Genomic DNA, 15541 nt, shown 5'->3' with positions numbered 1-15541 from the left:
TGCATTCCATCGATGGAGCAGGTTACGTGAACGGCGTCACGATGATCCAACGCTAAGTTGTAATTGGATCCAATGCAAGCCGAAGGTTCGAGTGATCTGGTATTCCATGGCATCTTCACCCTAGTATTGGATCCAAGGTGAATTGAGCGGAGTCAGTGGACTCCCAAAGACAAGGAGCACGAATGACTGGCAAGTCTCGAATAGCAGCGATCACAGGTGGTGCCTCCGGCATCGGTCTTGCTTTCGCGAGGCGCTGGATCGAGAGTGGGGGCAAAGCGGTCTTGCTTGACATGCATTCAGCCGCCCTGCGCAGTGCCGTTGAGGCCTTGGGCCCCACCGCTCGAGGATTCGAAATCGATGTAACCGACCGTTCCAGCGTCGATGGCGCTTTCAGAAGTATCCAGACGAATGAAGGCAGCTTGGATGTTCTGGTCAATTGCGCCGGAATAGCAGATCCTGGCCCTAGCCACGAAGTCAGTGATGAGTCATTTAGCAGAATGCTGGATATCCACGTGACAGGTTCCATGCGCTGCGCCAGAGCAGCATATCCACTCCTGATCAATTCCGACGCTGCCAGCATCGTCAACCTTGGTTCGGTCGCAACTTACACCGGCATGCCGCAGCGGGCCAGCTATACAGCTGCCAAGGCGGGCATTGGTGGGTTGACTCGAACTCTCGCTGCAGAGTGGGCCCAGGTCGGAATACGCGTCAATGCCGTGGGGCCAGGATATGTGCGCACCGCGCTGACCGACAGTCTTGTCGCCGAAGGGAAGCTTCGCGACGAACCCATCAAAGCAAGGACGCCATTAGGACGTTTTGCCGAACCGGATGAGATCGCGGACGCAATCCATTTTCTGGCCGGGTGTACCTCGACGTACATAACGGGACATATGTTGATGGCAGATGGCGGCATGAGCATCGACGGGTCGTGGTACTGATGAATGCAACGTTCGATTTTGCCGGAAAGACGCTCCTGATTACTGGAGCGACCGGAGGCATCGGTCGGCAGACTGCCGAGCTGTTCCACCGAAGCGGCGCCAACGTTATCCTCATGGATCTTGATGCCGACCGGTTGGAATCAATGCGGAGCGAAATGGCGATGCGTGTGGTGGCAGTTGCCGGCGATGCTTCGGCCAACGAGCCCATTCAGACTGCGCTTCGGCTGGGTGCCGAGTCGTTTGGCGGCGGCCTGGACTTCGTGGTTCCCGCCGCGGGGATTTACCCCGAGAGTTCGATCTTGGACACTGGCGAAGAACTATGGCGCAAGGTGATGTCCGTAAACCTTGACGGTGTTTATCGACTCCTGCATGCGGCCATTCCTCATATGAACGATGGCGGATCAATCGTGAATTTTGCTTCGGTCGCGGGACACCGAGGAAGCAAAAACCACGGACACTACGCCGCGTCGAAGGGCGCGATCCTTGCCTTGACTCGGAGTCTCGCTCATGAACTTGGGCCAAAATTGCGTGTGAACGCAGTTTCGCCAGGCACCATCCGAACACCAATGGTCGAATCGTTGGTTGCCGCAAGGGGCTCAGCGATGCTTTCGGAGACACCATTGGCACGTTACGGAGAAGCCACTGAGGTGGCTTCCGTTGTTGCATTCTTGTGTTCGGATGCTGCGAGCTTCATTACGGGTGAAGCCCTCCATGTCAACGGGGGGCTTTTTATGGCTGGCTAACGCGCCCAGGCGGCCCTGAGTGCAAAGCTGTTGGATCATGCGCGGATAGCTGCCCCCTCAGCTCGAAATGCATCGTGTCGTCGGAAGGGAGACACAGGTCCGTATGATTCACCGGCCATTGCCGCCCGAGGGATGTGGACGCATCTCGGAGGGATTCATCGCGCGCTCACAATGGTCGATGCGGTCGGTGAACCGGGGATCTTCTTCGAGTAAGAATTGAGCGATTGGCTCAAGCGCAGGAATTCGCCATCGACGCCTCCCTCATCAGCGGGGAAGTCCTTGCCCAAACGGATTAGTTTTTTGACGGGCCAGCTGACGCGCTGGGTGCGGAGGATCCATCCCGAGGATCCCAGAGTAGAGTCTCGGCTTGTTGTTCGTAGGCCTTGCCATCGGGGTAGGAGACCAGCTCAAATTGCATGCCCCACGGCGATAGGAAATACACCCACCGCTGGCCCTCGCTTGCTCCGATGCTATGAGTTGGTTTGCCGAGAATTTGGATGCCGTGACTTTCCAGATAGGCCATCGCGACATCGAGGTCATCTACGTAAAGAGCCAGGTGATGGCCACCAACGTCGCTGTTTCTCGGTTGGAGAAATCGTTGGTCGGGCGAAGAATAGTGGAAGACTTCGAAGTTGGATCCATTGAAACAACGATAAAAGCGAATCTCATGCATGACTGCATCATCATTAACATTGAGGTGGGTGCTCATCCAATTGCCGCTAGGCTTCACAGGTCCTAGTGAATAGACGTGGTCACAGCCTAGGACCTCTACAAAGAAGTCGTGGGCCTCGTCGATGTCTGGAACAGTAAAGCCGATGTGGTCTGTACCGCGTAGCCCAGGTACTCCTTTTTTAACGTTCACATAACACCTTCTCACTAGCTTTGGATCCAACCTACCGCATTTTGTGTCAAAGATCGACGAATTCGGATATAGTTGGTTTGATTGGGATCCAATTAAGCATCCATGTGATATCGACCCGTGCAACGGGGCTGAATGCTCGACCGATGCCATCATGGATTCGCATGCGAAGCGACGCTGAATGCGACATCATGATGAGAGCGCTCAGGCCGCAATGCATGGTTGGCGCATTAAGAATGAAATGCCCGGGCTTTGAGCCGCTGGGCCGCCCGTGCGAATTGGAAACTGGATCGCCCCGAAAACCGCCTCACTAGGAGAACAATGAACCGCCCCAAGACAAGCGCCACTGACGTAAGTGGTCGTCGCATTGCGGATGAGATGCGGGATTCGATATTGCAGGGCGAGTATCAGCCGGGAACCCGGATGGGGCAAGAAATGCTTGCTGAAAGATTCAAGGCCAGCCGCATGCCCGTTCGAGAGGCCCTTCGGCAGTTGGAATCCGAAGGTTTGGTGTCGATCGTCCCTCATAGTGGGGCATGGGTGGCAAAACTGGACCCGTTCGAGTTCGACCAGACCTATAAGCTTCGTGAAGCGGTTGAGCCACTTGCCATCCGTGAGAGCATTCCACATTTGGACGATCAGCAAAAGCAGCGCATTCTCGAACTCGCACGGGAGATCGAAGCCAATGCGAAGTCCGAGGAGTCAATTGACGTGGAACGTTTCCTGGACCTGGACCGCCAGTTTCACCTGCTCACCTATGCCGGCGTGCGTTCCCAGTATCTCAATGAGGTAGTTCAACGGTTGTGGAATACCACGCAGCACTATCGGCGTGTGCTAATGACTTCCCTGCCGACTGAGCAGCTGGAAGCTACCAACGCTGACCACTTCCTGATTGCCGACAGCGTACGTCGGGGTGATGCCGAAGCCGCGGCCACGTTGGTCCAGCTTCACATTCGTCGCACGCGAAGCAATTTGTCGCCAATCACCTCGATGATGTAATTGGATCCTAAAATAGTTATCCCGCGGTTTACGGACCGCGGGATTTTTCGTGCCCAACGGGAACGGGGTGGACTTTATCCCTTGAGATATCAATGATCCTGGCCCATTTTGGACTCAAAATGAACACGCGTGCTCGGGGTTCGAGTTGGTGATCACGAGGTAATGAATCATTGCTTTGGATACAATCGGGTTGACGTGGGTCACATGGTGTGGTTATCTATCTCTCATTGGATCCAAACTCCATGTAACGGACGGCGCTAGAGCGCGAAGTGCCGATTATTGGATACAAAACCGAAAGTTGAGAAGAAGATGTCACAGACTTGGCGCCCACCAGTAGCGGCTGCTTCAGTATTCCTTTCCCCCGGAGTGGTAATCGGCGGAAACAACTCGGCGCTTGAATTGGCGTCGGTCCTGAATAGCCAGTTCGGCGTCCAAGACGGCCCGGTGCTCCTGGCCATAGACGATGCCGTGAACGCAGCGGGCCTGATCGAACCGATCGAGGTTGCGCTTCGGGGTGCCGGCTTCACCGTGCACTTGCGTGGCGGGTTCGGTGCTGAACCCACGGACGAGATCGTCAACGTTGTTGCGAATGAAGCGCGCTCCAACAATGTGCAGGCAGTGATCGGCATCGGCGGGGGATCGGTCCTAGATTCGGCCAAGCTTGTTGCTCTGCTCCTGAAGAACGAGGGGCTGTGCGCTGATTGGACCGGCGTCGTGGAACCGGCCAATGGCGTGGCGCCGCTCGTGTTGGTCCCCACCACCTGTGGCACAGGAGCCGAGGCTACGCGCATCGCCATGGTGACGATTGACGGAAACAAGCGTGCGTCATCATGCAGCCTTTATGTTCCGCGTGTTGCAGTTCTAGATCCGGTGTTGGTGTCGTCGCTGCCTGGAAAGGTTGTTGCTGCGACAGGCATGGACGCTCTGGCCCACGCCACCGAGGCGCTAATGTCCACAACTGCATCGCCTTTGAGCGTGCACCACTCCCTACGGGCCATCGAATTACTTGTGGATCACCTCGAAGCGGCGTCACTTGGTGACCAGGATGCGCTGGGCCAAGTTCTGTGGGCATCACACTTTGCCGGTCAAGCCTTGAACGCAGGCGTTGTGCTAGGCCATTCGCTTGCATACTGCCTTGCCCACGCAAATCCCATGCCGCATGGAGTCTCCTGCGCCATGGCGCTTCCCTACTGCATCGCATACAACCAAAACCTGGAGCCGTCCCTGGCCAAGCTTATTGCGAGCGCACTTACGGCAGGTCAAAGCGAAGACTTGCAGGTAGCGGCAAAATCCGTTTCCGAGTTGGCCGGTCGCATAGGCCTGCCAACCACGTTGGCTGATGCAGGAATTGGCGACGACCAGACCCCTTCGATGGCTGAGCTCTGCGTTGCGGACTACCAGCGGCCTACGAATCCGGAGCCAATGACCCGGGAAGCCGTCCAGAGCCTATTTGACGCCATGATTACCGGCGACATTGCGCACGCCTTCAGCGTGACTGCCCGTTGATACCCAAGAAGCGAGGATTAACAATGGAAACCATCGAAGCAAAAAACCTTGTCAATGGACAGTTCAAGGATGCCAGTAACGGCGCCACGATTGAGGTCAGCAACCCGGCTACGGATGGCGAGCTCGTTGGAACGGTGCCTGCCATGTCTTCAGAGGACGTACGAGAGGTCTTTGAAGCGGCTGTACAAGGAGCCCGCACGTGGAAGAGCGCATCCCAACTCGAGCGGGGACGAATCCTCCTTCGCACCGCAGAACTCCTTCGCGAACGTAGTGAATCGCTCGTCGATCTAATTGTTCGGGAAATGGGAAAGACCCGCACCGAGGCCACCGGCGAAGTCGGCAAGACTGCAGAATTCTTCGAGTACTACGGTGGAATGGGGCGAGATGCGTTTGGCGAAATGCTGAGCGACGCACGCCCTGGCACCTTTGCTGCACGCATCACCGAACCGCTGGGGGTGGTCCTGCTGGTCACACCCTGGAACGATCCTCTGCTCACGCCAGCCCGCAAGCTTGGCCCGGCCCTGATCGCGGGGAATGCCGTTGTCATCAAGCCGGCATCCGTCACTCCGTTGATTACCCTGGCCCTGGCCGAAATCATGGTCGACGCGGGACTTCCGCAGGGCGTGTTGGGAACAGTGACTGGTCGGGGACGCGAAATTTCCGAGGAACTTTTCGCCTCTGAACATATTCGTGCCGTCTCCTTCACCGGATCGACGGAGGTAGGCCTCGACATCCAACGTCGTCTGGCCGGCCGTGGAATCCGGATCCAAACGGAAATGGGCGGGAAGAACGCCGCCGTCATCATGAACGATGCCGATCTGGACCTGGCGGTGCCCACCATCGTGGCGGGCGCCTTCGCCCAGGCCGGACAACGCTGCACCGCCACAAGTCGCCTTATCGTCCAGCGCGGGGTTGCGGAAGAAGTCCGCAAACGCATCGCGGCTGCTGTCAGTGACCTGCAGGTTGCTCCCGGACAGACTCCCGGTGCCGACCTTGGCCCGGTGGTGGACTCCGGTGCACAGAAACAAATTCAGCTCCACCTGGAAACCGCGCAACAGGAGGGTGCATCAGTCCTCGCCACTGCCCAACTGAATGACCAGACCTCCAACGTTGGTTGCTTCGTCGCTCCCACATTCCTTGCAGTTTCGCAGGAACACTCGATCTGGCGCGATGAAGTCTTTGGCCCGGTTCTCGCCATGCTCGAGGTAGACACACTCGATGAGGCCGTCGATGCCGTCAACGATTCCGACTATGGACTTTCCTCGGCGATCTTCACAAAGGACCTGGAAACCTCATTCGCGTTTCTTCGGCGTGTTGACACCGGTCAGGTGTCGGTAAACCAGCCAACCACCGGCTGGGACATCCACCACCCCTTCGGTGGATTCAAGGACTCAGGTTCCGGCTACAAAGAACAGGGGCGCGACGCGCTGACGTTCTACACGCGCATCAAGACCGCAGCAATACGCACCCACTGATTCACAAAGGAACCGGAATCATGAATGAATCCTTTTCACTCGTAGGCCGCCGTGCATTGGTTACGGGAGGGAGCCGTGGCCTGGGGCGAGCAATCGCCGCAGGCTTGGTTGACGCCGGTGCAAGCGTCGCGATTGTTTCCCGTACTGCATCCGAGGTCCAGGATGCGGCCGCCGATTTGGGGGCAACCGCATATCCGTTGGCACTAGACGTTGCCATCGCCGGCCAAGAAGCCTCCGTGATAGATCAGGCGGAGAGCGTCCTTGAGGGGCCACTCGACATAGTGGTCCATGCCGCCGGTGTCCAACATCGCCAGCCCGCGGAACATTTCGACCCTGCTGAATGGGAACGGATTCTTCGCATTAACCTGACTGCCCCCTTCATGCTTAGCCGTGAAATCGGTGCCCGTCAGCTTCAGCGCGGCACCAAGGGAAGCCACATCTTTATTGGCTCGCTGACGAGCTTATTGTCGGTTCCGGACATCAGCGCTTACACCGCAAGCAAATCTGGAATTTATGGAGTGTTGCGCAGCCTGTCCACCGAATGGTCGGGACGCGGAATTCGGGCCAACGGCATCGCACCAGGATACTTCCGCACCGAACTGACCGAGGCAGTCTTCGCGGACACCGAGCGGTACCAAAAGATGCTCGATCGTATTCCCATGGGACGTTTCGGCAACCCCGAGGAACTGGCAGGGACGGCTGTGTTCCTTGCATCGGATGCTTCCAGCTATACAACGGGACAACTACTGGTTGTCGACGGCGGTTGGACCGCTTCGTAGTCACTGCACCATTCCACTCGTCTTACCCCATCTTGATTGGAGTAGAAAATGCACATGAGAAGCAACAGCTTTGATCGTCGCAGTTTCCTGAAAATTACCGGTGCATCATTGGCCACCCTGGCGGCGGCGCCGATGTTGGCCAGCTGCGCAAGTCCCGGCACAGATTCGTCTACATTGCGCATCGGCGCGATGTACCCCATAAGTGGCACGAACGCCTTGCTGGGTGAGGAATCCTGGCGTGGCGCCCAGATTGCTGCCGAGTTACGCAACCGAGCCGGCGGCGTTGCTGGCAAGGCCGTGGAACTGGTCTTTGCAGACGTCCCGGATGTTAATACGGCGACCTCCGAAGCCCGGCGGCTCGTGTTTAACAAAAACATCAAGATGGCGATCGGAACCTACGGATCGTCGCTGTGCCTGGCTGCATCGGAAGTCTTCGCACGGACTGGCAACGCCTTCGTTGAACTTGGTGCCGTGTCAGAAGCCATCACAAACCGGGGCTATGAGAACGTATTTCGTTTCAACCCCACGGCGCACACCATGGCGGTTCTGCACATGCAGTTCATTGATCAATTCCTTGCGGGAGCGCTTGGTAAGGACCTGAAGGACCTCAGAGTACTGATGGTGCACGAGGATTCCTCATATGGGCAATCCATTGTCGAATTGGCCCGTCGCGAGGCCGAGAAGATCGGACTGAAGCACTTCGAAACCGAGCCATACAGTGCGAAATCCACCGACTTGTCCTCGACGGTGTTGCGCATGAAGAACCAGAATCCCGATGTGGTTCTGGCGGTGTCCTACGCGGCCGATGCTGTACTTCTGGGTCGCCAGATTCGCGACAACAAGCTGAAACTCGGTGCATTTATCGGAACCGGCGGTGGGCACTCGTTGGCGAACTTCCAGAAAGCTCTGGGCTCCGCCGCGGATGGTGTCTTCGATGTGGACTTCACCCAGATCCACGTGAATCCCGATTTCGCACCGGGGATTGATGAGTTCCTTCAAGAATATCGAAACCGCTTTGGCCAGGATCCGGCCTCGGGGCACTCGATTGCCAACTTCACCGGCACGAACTTGCTTCTGGATATCTTGGAGAAGACCGGAGGATCCGATGACCCGGCAGTGTTCGGTGCAGCCGCGCACGCAATGAAGGTCCCGGAAGGCAGCACCGCTTCCGGCTGGGGACTTGACTTGGATGAGCACAACCAAAACTTGCTTGGAACCATGAATGTCATGCAATGGAACGGGACGAAACTCGAAACAGTTTTCCCACCGACGGCCGCCGTGCGTGAACCCCAACTCATTACGCCCTTCGGGCTATGACAGATAGGACCATCTAATGGACTACCTTGTGCAAACAGTTGTTGCGGGCTTGATGTTGGGCGGTGTGTATGCGCTGGTTGCCGTTGGGCTGAACTTGATTTTCGGCGTTGTGAAAATCATCAACTTCGCCCACGGTGAGCTGGTCATGATGGCCATGTACATGACCTGGTGGTTGTGGAACAGCTGGAATCTCAATCCATACCTTTCTCTGGTGATCGTGACGCCAACGATGTTCCTCTTCGGCGTCTTGCTGCAAAAGGTCATGATCGGTCCCATGCAGAATTCGTCACCAATCATGAAGATCTTTGCGACCCTTGGCCTGTCGGTGTTGCTGCAGAACCTGGCGCTTTTCGTGTTCGGTGGGCAGTTCCGTTCGGTAAGCATTCCGTGGGCGGAACAAAACACCACCATTCTTGGCGTCAGCGCCACCTATGGGCGAATCACGGCATTCGTGGTGGCCCTGGCATTGGTGCTCGGGCTGTTCCTGCTGATGAACCGTACCTTGGTTGGCACCGTCCTCCGTTCGCTGGCTGAGGACCGTGAGACCGCAGGGTTGATTGGTATCCCCGTCCAGCGTTACTACCTGTTGGCGATGGGTCTCGGTGCGGCATTGACTGGTGTCGCCGGAACCCTGATTATCCCGTTCCAGGCGGCCTACCCGTTGGTGGGCGCCCACTTCACGCTTTTGGCATTCGTAGTTGTGGTGCTAGGTGGACTGGGGAACATGGCTGGTTCGTTGATCGGTGGATTGCTGTTGGGGATCGTTGAGACCATCGTAGGAACCTATATTGACCCCGCGCTCCAGCAGGTTGCCGTATTCGTCGTGTTTATTCTCGTGCTCATTGTTCGTCCGCAGGGCATCTTCGGCGGGTCGGCGCGCAACGCGGAAGTTGGTTTGAAGTGAAAAAGAAGGATCTTATCTGGCTCGGTGCAGGGACCCTGGCAGCCATTGCGCTTCCGCTATTCGTCCGTGACCAATATATGTTGCACATCGGTGTGATGATCTTGATTTACGTGGGCATCACCGTCGCCTGGAACATCATGGCCGTCGGCGGCATCCTGTCGCTCGGCCACGCCGCATTCTTCGGCGTGGGGGCCTACACCGTTGCAATCCTGTATACGCATCATCAGGTCAACCCATGGCTTGGGCTCCTTCTCGCCGGGATCGCGGCAGCCGTTTCTTCACTGATTCTGGTCATACCTTTGGTTCGCTTGCGCGGTCCGTTCTTCACCCTTGCAACCTTGGCCTTCGTGGAAGTCCTCAGGCTGCTTTCCATCTGGGCAGTGCCCATAACAAAGGGGTCGGTGGGCATTACCACCCCGCCGCTCCAAGGCTTCGCATACATTTCCTTCGAAAATCGCGAACCTTACTATTTCATTGCGCTGGTTCTGACTTTCCTCACGGTTTTGCTCTCGATATGGATCTACCGCTCCAAGCTCGGATACCACCTGAGGGCCACCGACTCCAATGAGGAGGCCGTCCGCGCACTGGGCGTGAGGTCCAATCGTGTCAAGATCGGGTCAATGCTCATCAGCTCCGCAGTGACCGGCGTCTTCGGTGCCTTCGCAGCCCTGTACTACTTCGTGATCGAACCAGACACGCAGTTTTCCTCTACGCTGTACTCGATTCAGCCTGCACTGAATGGAATTATTGGCGGTATGGGGACCATTGCCGGACCCATCATTGGTGCGATCATCATGACCCCGCTTGGCGAATGGTTGCGTGTGACATTCTCCGGGGCCAGCCAGGGCGTGAACTTCATGATCTACGGCTTGGTGCTGATCGTCATGGTCAGGATGATGCCCGGGGGCTTGGTCGATGGCTTCCATCGCCTGGCCGCGAAGTTCAAGAAGACCGGTCCGGACGTAGATGCCGATTTGGAACCTGAGCCCGAGCTAACGACCGTAGGAAAGGCAGCGTCAGGCAATGACTGAACCGCTATTGAAAGTTGATAACGTTTCCAAGAGATTCGGTGGCGTGCAAGCGGTTGGCGGAGTCAGCCTGGAACTGGCACCTGCGGAAATCATCGGAATCATTGGCCCCAACGGCGCCGGCAAAACATCGTTCTTCAACCTCATCTCAGGCATGTTCTTCACCGACACCGGATCAGTTACCTTCGACGGTGTTGATATCACCCGGCAGAATTCGGTGAAGCGTGCCCGAAACGGCATTGGGCGAACCTTCCAGGTGGTCAAGCCGTTCACCGGCATGAGTGTTGCCGAAAACGTGATGGTCCCATTGCTGGTGAAGAGCGCCTCCGTCGCCACGGCCCGCCGTGGCGCCATGGAGCTGCTCGACGACCTGGGGATCGCCAGTCTCGCCGACACCCCCAGCGAGTCCTTGACACTGGCACAACGCAAACGCGTCGAAGTTGCGCGGGCGCTGGCCACCGGCCCCAAGTTATTGCTCCTGGATGAGGTCCTTGCCGGGTTGAATAGCCGCGAAGTCGTGGATGTCTTGCCCTTCGTCACCCGGGTACGCGACCGAGGCGTTGCCATTTTGATGATTGAACATATTGTTTCTGCGGTCATGGAAGTCTCGGACCGCATGATGGTGCTCGATCACGGACAGCAAATCGCTTTTGGTGACCCGGAAGAGGTCATTAAGGATCCTAAGGTCGTCGAGGCCTACCTCGGCACCTCAGAGTAGGAGACAGAAAAGATGCTTGAAGTAAAGAACATCTCGGCATACTACGGCGATGCACAGGCGCTCGAAGACGTCAGTCTGCAGATGCCGTTCAACGGGATTACGGCCCTGCTGGGGCCCAACGCCGCAGGTAAATCCACCACCTTGCGAGTCATATCCGGGCTGATTCCAGCCAAGACAGGCGACATCCAGTTCAAAGGACAAAGCATTCTGCGGCTCAGCCCCCAGCAGCGAGTCCGCCTCGGAATCGTGCATGTTCCCGAGGGGCGGAAGCTCTTTGGTTCACTCACGGTTGAAGAAAACCTGATTCTTGGCGGCTATGTGAACCGCAAAGACAACAAGATGCAGTCACGGCTCGACGCGATCTATGACCACTTCCCGCGCTTGGCCGAACGCCGCAATCAAGAGGCAGGTCTGATGTCCGGTGGCGAGCAACAGATGTGCGCCGTGGGACGCGGTCTAATGGCCGAACCCAAGGCCCTGATGATCGATGAGATGTCCCTGGGACTGGCTCCCGTGATCGTCACCCAAATGTTCGCTATCGTCAAGGACATCGCGTCCACCGGTGTTGGCGTGCTTCTGGTCGAACAGCACGTGAAAAACGCCCTCGAAGTGGCTGACTTCGCGACGATCATTGACGGAGGGCAAACCCGCGTCTCTGGAACTGCCGCGGACCTGCGCGAAAGCGACTTGGTCCGCGAATCGTATCTTGGAAAGTGACTAACCTTCATGTTTGCTCTGCAGAAAGTTTCGTCTGCCCCATGGGATCTGCGGATCTCAGATGTGCAGACCCCGCAGCTTGCCGACGGCGAAGTATTGTTGCAGCCGCAAGCCGTTGGAATTTGCGGATCGGATGTCCATGCGGCGCGATCAGACGAAGGCTATGAGTGGTTGCGCCCGCCACTGATATTGGGGCATGAAGTCACTGGGCTCATTGCCGCAGCGGCTCCCGGACTCGAGTCGTTGATCGGCCGTCGAGCCGTCGTCATTGCTATCGACGGGTGCGGTGAATGTTCGATCTGCCGCCAAGGTGACACCAACTATTGCGAGGCCCGCGACTGTATTGGCATCCACGCCGATGGCGGTTTGGCGGAATACCTGGCCATCCCAGCAATCCGGTTGTTTCTCCTGCCCCGTGACAGTGAACTGGATCCTGTGCTTGCTGCGCTTATTGAGCCGGCTGCAATTGCGCTTCAGGCAATCAGCCGACTTGAAATGGAACTTGCCGGAGCTCCGATAGGTGTATCCGGTCCCGGTGCCATTGGCTTGTTCTCCGGACTTGCTCTGCTCGATGCTGGCGCCTCGGTGCACATGTACGGCCCAGCAGAAGGCGCAGAATCGCGAGTGGCCTTCGCCAAGCGACTAGGTATGCATGTCGGTCAGCAAGACGACAGCTTTGCCGCAGTTGGATGGGTGGAAGCATCGGGATCGGCGGCTGCCCTCAACGCGGCTCTGCAGCGGCTGGGATTACACTCCAAAATTGTGGTGCCGGCCATGTTCCCGAATCTCACCGGCGTCAACATGAACCTGATAGTGCGCAAGGGACTGAGCTTCCATGGCACCTACGGTTATGTCCGCAGCGATTACGAAGCGGCACATCGCTTGATTCAAAAGTACCAAGGCCAGCTTAAAGAAATGATCACGATCTTTCCGTTCGAAGATTCAATCGACGCCATCGAGCGCACATCAAGGGCTGAACTGATCAAAGCAGTCATCTTAAAGGATGTGAAGCATTCACAGTGAACATCGTCAGATTTCTTACCGAAGCGGATGTCGAGTCCCTTCTGGACATGGACGACGCGCTTGAAGCCGTTGAACGTGCACTGATTGCCGTGGAAATAGGCCACGGCTCGAATGCCAAGCGCACACGGACCTCCACGGGCCCCGCTCGACTCAATCTCTTGGGCGGTACGTTCAGGGATGAAGACGGCCGCGGCATGATCGGAGCCAAGACATATGTAACCGGCTCCGGTGGTGCAAAGTTTTGGGGAATGCTCTTTGACCAAGCAGGATCCCTACTGTGCCTTTATGAAGCGGACCGTCTTGGCCAGCTGCGAACAGGAGCCGCCAGCGGAATATCCGCCCGTGCATTGGCCGCCCCGGGAGCCAGGAAGTTGGCAATGATAGGGGCTGGATACCAGGCACTCACACAAGCCGAGGCCATCGTTCGAGCAGTCGGTCTGGAAGAAGTGGCGGTTTTTGGTCGCACATACGACAAGGCTGCGGCGATGGCGGAGTCCTTGTCGAGCAAGCTCGGCATCAATGTGTATCCAGTGAAACGTCTTGAAGCGGCTTTGGAAAACGCAGATATTGTAGCCACCATGACCAACTCCCAGCAACCTGTTTTGGATGTCTGCCACCTTCGCTCGGGCGTTCACTACGTCTTTGCGGGATCCAACAACCCGGCCAACGCGGAGGCTTCGCCGGACCTTCTTGGCGCAATCGACCAGGTGTTCACCGATGACGTGGAACAAGCCAAGAACGAAGGCGGAACGCTGATTCGGGCCACCGAAGCAGGCAAGCTGAGTTGGGCGGAAGTCCGCACCCTTGGCAGCGCCCTTGCCGGTGAGAATCAGTGCCGTGATGCCTCGGCCACCACCGGCTTCGTTTCACAGGGCGTCGGTAGTTGGGACACCGCGCTCGCTGCAACGCTGTATCACCGCGCCGTATCGGTCGGCGTCGGGTCTATGACGGAAATCAACGGGGAACCAGTAAAGGGAAGACGATAAAAATGGTTGAAAGAATCGGAATTATTGGTGGCGGAATTGTCGGAATTGCCGTTGCCCGAGCCTTGAGCTCCTCCGGAGACTTCGAAGTTACCGTCTTGGAAAAGGAAGCACGCCTTGCGGCGCACCAAACTGGACACAATTCCGGGGTGGTCCATGCCGGGTTGTACTACCAGCCGGGTTCCTTGAAAGCCGAGCTATGTTCACGGGGCCGTGAGATGACACGCGACTACTGCCTGGAACGTGGTCTTCCATACCGCGAGGTCGGAAAGCTCGTGGTTGCGCTTTCGGAAGACGAATTGGGGCGGCTGGATGATATCCAGCAGCGGGCTTCAACAAACCAGGTGCCGGGACTTCGGCGGTTGTCAGCGGAAGAAATGCGTGAGGTCGAGCCGAATGTGGCCGGTGTCGCCGCAGTGCATTCCCCGCACACCGCAGTGGTTGATTACGCGGCCATCACCGAATGCATGGCTGGTGATGTGAGGGCAAACGGCGGGAGCATATTGCTGCATCAGGAAGTCACGGCCATTTCGACAACCGGCGGAGTGACCACGGTGTCGACCACCTCCGGAACTCACACATTCGATCGACTTCTGGTCTGTGCCGGCCTGCAATCAGACATCTTGGCCAAGATGGTGGGTGCCAGTCCGTCGCCAAAGATCCTGCCGTTCCGAGGCGAATACTGGTCCATGAGTGCTGAGTCAGCGCCCATGATCAAGGGCATGATCTACCCGGTACCCGACCCGCGCTTCCCGTTTCTGGGTGTCCACTTCACTCGTGGCGTCTATGACGATGTCCATGTCGGGCCCAACGCCGTTCCCGCTCTGGCGCGCGAGGGATATTCGTGGGGCAAGATTTCGTTCAAGGACACCTTCGAGTCGCTCGCCTGGCCCGGTGCCGGGGTCTTGGCCAAGAACCATTGGCTGATGGGGGTGAGGGAGGTCAGTGCTTCGTTGCTGAAGCCGCTCTACTACAAACAAGCCCAGTCCTTCGTCCCGGCGCTGAAATCTTCGCACCTGGAATCGAAAACGGCGGCAGGCGTACGTGCCCAGGCTTGGAACAAGGACGGATCGTTGCTGGACGACTTCGCGGTGGATCAGGTTGGATCTGTGACCCTGCTGAGAAATGCACCCTCTCCGGCCGCAACCTCGGCTATGGCAATCGCCGACTACGTTTTGAAGAACTTCATGAAGATCGCGACGAGATAAATCAAAGCCGCAAATATCGCATCAATAGCCGCAAGCCCCTAGACGGTCGTCCGGGGAGCTTGCTGGTATTTCTGCTTGTGCGGTTTCTGGGAGAGCTGCGCTTGTCATGAGGCTCGGGCACCGGTGAGAGCAGATTCGAACGAAATCGAAGTGAAGGCTCCCCGATACGCAATTGGTCCTAGTCCTCCGGGAGCTTTACTGCCGGTTCCAGGCATAATGCTGCCGCTCAACGAGAAAGGGCCCTCCTGACTCACCTCTATCCGCTGCCACTGAACAAAGACAGAGGGGGGGGGGGGGGGGGGCCCCCAACCCCCCCCCCGAATTTGGGGGGGAGGGGATTGGGG

15 protein-coding genes are annotated in these 15541 nt (G+C 57.4%); 14 read left to right on the top strand and 1 reads right to left on the bottom strand.

The genetic code is table 11. The features are described 5' to 3' along the window. The first annotated feature begins 182 nt into the window (after window positions 1-182). Together ACLQ7E_RS00175 and ACLQ7E_RS00170 are read left to right on the top strand one after the other, a co-directional pair. Window positions 183-938: an SDR family NAD(P)-dependent oxidoreductase gene (locus tag ACLQ7E_RS00175; protein WP_411730494.1), complete on the top strand. Its 756-nt coding sequence runs from the start codon at window positions 183-185 to the stop codon at window positions 936-938. Next, on the top strand, window positions 938-1681 hold the full coding sequence (locus ACLQ7E_RS00170; protein WP_411730493.1) for an SDR family NAD(P)-dependent oxidoreductase: 744 nt from the start codon (window positions 938-940) through the stop codon (window positions 1679-1681). Before ACLQ7E_RS00175 ends, ACLQ7E_RS00170 begins: the two co-directional genes overlap by 1 nt. Before the next feature lie 292 nt (window positions 1682-1973). Here ACLQ7E_RS00170 and ACLQ7E_RS00165 read toward each other — a convergent pair whose 3' ends face one another. Beyond that, window positions 1974-2543: a VOC family protein gene (locus tag ACLQ7E_RS00165; RefSeq protein ID WP_411730492.1), complete on the bottom strand. Its 570-nt coding sequence runs from the start codon at window positions 2541-2543 to the stop codon at window positions 1974-1976. A 318-nt stretch (window positions 2544-2861) separates the two neighbouring features. Between ACLQ7E_RS00165 and ACLQ7E_RS00160 the strand changes: the two genes are divergently transcribed. From ACLQ7E_RS00160 to lhgO, 12 genes are all read left to right on the top strand, one after another. Continuing rightward, complete coding sequence (locus ACLQ7E_RS00160) at window positions 2862-3539, top strand: GntR family transcriptional regulator (protein WP_411730491.1); 678 nt, start codon at window positions 2862-2864, stop codon at window positions 3537-3539. 309 nt (window positions 3540-3848) lie between these two features. Further along, window positions 3849-5045 (top strand): iron-containing alcohol dehydrogenase, encoded by a 1197-nt coding sequence (locus ACLQ7E_RS00155; protein WP_411730490.1) that lies wholly within the window; start codon window positions 3849-3851, stop codon window positions 5043-5045. Between the two features lie 23 nt (window positions 5046-5068). Further along, window positions 5069-6520: an aldehyde dehydrogenase family protein gene (locus ACLQ7E_RS00150; protein WP_411730489.1), complete on the top strand. Its 1452-nt coding sequence runs from the start codon at window positions 5069-5071 to the stop codon at window positions 6518-6520. Between the two features lie 20 nt (window positions 6521-6540). Further along, complete coding sequence (locus tag ACLQ7E_RS00145; RefSeq protein WP_411730488.1) at window positions 6541-7299, top strand: SDR family NAD(P)-dependent oxidoreductase; 759 nt, start codon at window positions 6541-6543, stop codon at window positions 7297-7299. A 54-nt stretch (window positions 7300-7353) separates the two neighbouring features. Then, window positions 7354-8616 (top strand): ABC transporter substrate-binding protein, encoded by a 1263-nt coding sequence (locus tag ACLQ7E_RS00140; protein WP_411730487.1) that lies wholly within the window; start codon window positions 7354-7356, stop codon window positions 8614-8616. 16 nt (window positions 8617-8632) lie between these two features. Next, complete coding sequence (locus ACLQ7E_RS00135) at window positions 8633-9520, top strand: branched-chain amino acid ABC transporter permease (RefSeq protein WP_411730486.1); 888 nt, start codon at window positions 8633-8635, stop codon at window positions 9518-9520. Then, entirely contained in the window at window positions 9517-10551 is a 1035-nt protein-coding gene (locus ACLQ7E_RS00130; protein ID WP_411730484.1) for a branched-chain amino acid ABC transporter permease, read from the top strand. Before ACLQ7E_RS00135 ends, ACLQ7E_RS00130 begins: the two co-directional genes overlap by 4 nt. Further along, window positions 10544-11266 (top strand): ABC transporter ATP-binding protein, encoded by a 723-nt coding sequence (locus ACLQ7E_RS00125; protein WP_411730483.1) that lies wholly within the window; start codon window positions 10544-10546, stop codon window positions 11264-11266. The genes ACLQ7E_RS00130 and ACLQ7E_RS00125 overlap by 8 nt, the downstream gene beginning before the upstream one ends. A 12-nt stretch (window positions 11267-11278) precedes the next feature. After that, entirely contained in the window at window positions 11279-11983 is a 705-nt protein-coding gene (locus tag ACLQ7E_RS00120; RefSeq protein ID WP_411730482.1) for an ABC transporter ATP-binding protein, read from the top strand. Window positions 11984-11992: 9 nt separating this feature from the next. After that, entirely contained in the window at window positions 11993-13006 is a 1014-nt protein-coding gene (locus ACLQ7E_RS00115) for a zinc-dependent alcohol dehydrogenase (RefSeq protein ID WP_411730481.1), read from the top strand. Continuing rightward, window positions 13003-13992, top strand: coding sequence for an ornithine cyclodeaminase family protein (locus ACLQ7E_RS00110; protein ID WP_411730480.1), 990 nt, complete (start codon window positions 13003-13005; stop codon window positions 13990-13992). Before ACLQ7E_RS00115 ends, ACLQ7E_RS00110 begins: the two co-directional genes overlap by 4 nt. A gap of 2 nt (window positions 13993-13994) precedes the next feature. Then, window positions 13995-15197 (top strand): L-2-hydroxyglutarate oxidase, encoded by a 1203-nt coding sequence (lhgO, locus tag ACLQ7E_RS00105; RefSeq protein WP_411730517.1) that lies wholly within the window; start codon window positions 13995-13997, stop codon window positions 15195-15197. The last annotated feature ends 344 nt before the right edge of the window (window positions 15198-15541 follow it).

It is taken from the genome of Paeniglutamicibacter sp. (assembly GCF_046714615.1).
Lineage (GTDB): Bacteria > Actinomycetota > Actinomycetes > Actinomycetales > Micrococcaceae > Paeniglutamicibacter.
Note: the sequence above shows the minus strand (reverse complement) of the source record. Positions and strands in the feature narration are given on the sequence as shown.